Source organism: Halanaerobium sp., assembly GCF_003070835.1.
In genome coordinates, this window is the sequence record NZ_QBLR01000417.1 from 1 (window position 1) to 2,384 (window position 2,384).

The window sequence follows — 2,384 nt, forward strand, 5'->3', positions numbered from 1 at the left end:
AATAAAAGGATGAATAGCATACTGAAGTTGTGAATCTATATCAATTTTAAAAGCTGAGTTAATAGCATAATCTGTTTCAATTTCTAAATCGGCCGCTAAAGCAACAATAAATCTATAAGCAATATTATAATTACCCATAGTTTCATCATCAACAGCAGTATCAATCTTACTATTAGTCTGATCATAATTATTGATTAGATTTATATATTCTTTAAAATTTACTAAAGCCTTTTCTTTTTTACCCTGCATTAATTGAGCTCTAGCCATATAATAATATAAATCTACATAACCATCTTTTACAGATAAAGCTTCTTTAGCAATTTTTTCAGACATCTTATAACGATTATTAACCAAATACATCTTAGATAACTGAATATAAATATAGATTCTTTTTCTTAAATCTATATTATTTTTTTGTGCAACCTCATAGGCTGTTTCTATAGCTTCCAGACCATCTTCCTGATCTTTATGCATATTATAACTTTTAGATAACTGAAACCAGTAATAAATATTTTCGGGATCTTTTTCTAATTCATCTTTTAGAATATTAGAAGTTCTCTGGAATTTTCTTTCCATTAGTTCAGGATCTGAAGTCACATAACCATAGTGATCTAAAATTGTATCTAAAGCAATTATGGGTTTCTTATACTGAGGTTGATTATGTACAGCTCCTTCAAAGTGAAATTCCTCATCATTTTTGAAAATCCTGGGTACTAATATCTTCGAAAATCTATTTTCTTCTAAATTAGTATAATTTTTCTGAGTAACTAAACCAGCATTATATTTTTTATGTTTACCACTTTTAAAAAAGTTAATAATAGTCTCAGGATTATTTATAATTTCATCACCATCCAGAGAAAAATACCAATCCCCTTTAGCATAACTTATCACAGTGTTTCTCATCTCAGAAAAATTATCATTCCACTCATGAAAATATACTTTATCAGTAAACTTTTTAGCAATCTCAAATGTCTTATCGTCAGAGCCAGTATCAATAATTACTAATTCAGTATCTAACTCATTTCTAATTGGGGTTAAAGCTTCTAAACACTCCTTTAAATGTTTTTCTTCATTTTTTACCATCATTCCAATCGTTAATAACATAATTGAATCCTCCATATATTAAAGGAGATCAGTATTTATTTGATTAACCAATCCCCTTAAATTTTAACTATTATCATTTTTTACATCATACTGCTTACAGTAGATCCTCCCATACCCTGGAGCTGACTCATCATCCAGCTCTGCTGACTCTGCATTTCAGAAATAGCTTCTTCCATTGCAGCAAATTGCTCAACATAACGTTCGCGAGTCATTTCTACCTGTCTTTGAACATCCTCTATATCATCATTTAAACCTTCAATTTGATTATCATACAGATCAAGTCTTCTAGGTATTAAACCAGTATTGGACTGCATTAATTGATCAAGATAACTGTCCATACGAACTGCCATTCCATCATAGCCTTCAGATTCACTTTCAGCTTTAAAAAGATTGGCAACCTCTTCTGGAGAATTTTCAAGAGCTTCTTCAAACTTAGAATTATCAATACTCATGACACCATCACGGTCAACTTCTATACCAATAGAGTATAGAGATTGATAATCTCCATTTTCTTTGACTCTAGAAGTAACAAGCTCTCTCAACCGCATCTGAAGACGCATTGCTGTACTATCTCCCTGAAGAATTGCACCTTTATCTTCTTCAGAATCATAGTCAGTTTTGCCATCAATAAAGCTCATAACGCTGTTGTATTGGTCAACAAAGCCTTGAACTGCTTTAGTAGCTTTACCAGTATCCTTGGTAACTGAAACAGTAGCTGTACTATTAATCTCAGCTTCTGGATTCAGGTTAAAAGTCATACCATCCACTGCTTCAGAAAAGGTATTGCTGGAACTTGTTATTCCTGTAATACCATTAATATCAATATTTGCATCTTCTGCTGTTTGTAACTCATCCTTGTAACTACGATTACCAAAAGCAAGATCAGATAAAACATTGTTATCAACACCAGTATTACTTAGCTTAATATTTGAATTAGTTGCAGCACTAGTGATTAACAGAGAAAACTTTCCTTCTGGTGTTTCATTAACTTCAGCAGAAAAATCTCCATCAAGATCATTAATTTGATTATTAATATCATTTAATGACATGGTTTCATCTATTGTTATTTCTCCAGATCCAGTACCACCCTCTATATCAATCTGAAAACTTCCTGTTAATCCTAAAGCAGTACCTGCATCTTTGACTTCAAATAAATTTGAAGATAGAGTTTTATCATTATCTCCTGTTTGAAGTATACCCAGACTTTTAAATAGATCATTATCATCTACTAGAGCAATCTCGTTTTTTTCTCCAGTCTCAGTACTTTCCAACACAAGGTG

The 2,384-nt window shown here is 31.5% G+C and carries 2 protein-coding genes; both read right to left on the bottom strand.

Annotated elements, in window-relative coordinates; all coding sequences use genetic code 11:
• Nucleotides 1-1,104: glycosyltransferase (locus CI949_RS19875; RefSeq protein WP_290769665.1), on the bottom strand; the 1,104-nt coding region annotated here is incomplete at its 3' end.
• Between the two features lie 80 nt (nucleotides 1,105-1,184).
• Nucleotides 1,185-2,384 (bottom strand): flagellar filament capping protein FliD (gene fliD, locus CI949_RS19880; protein ID WP_290769668.1); only part of this gene is annotated, 1,200 nt, incomplete at its 5' end.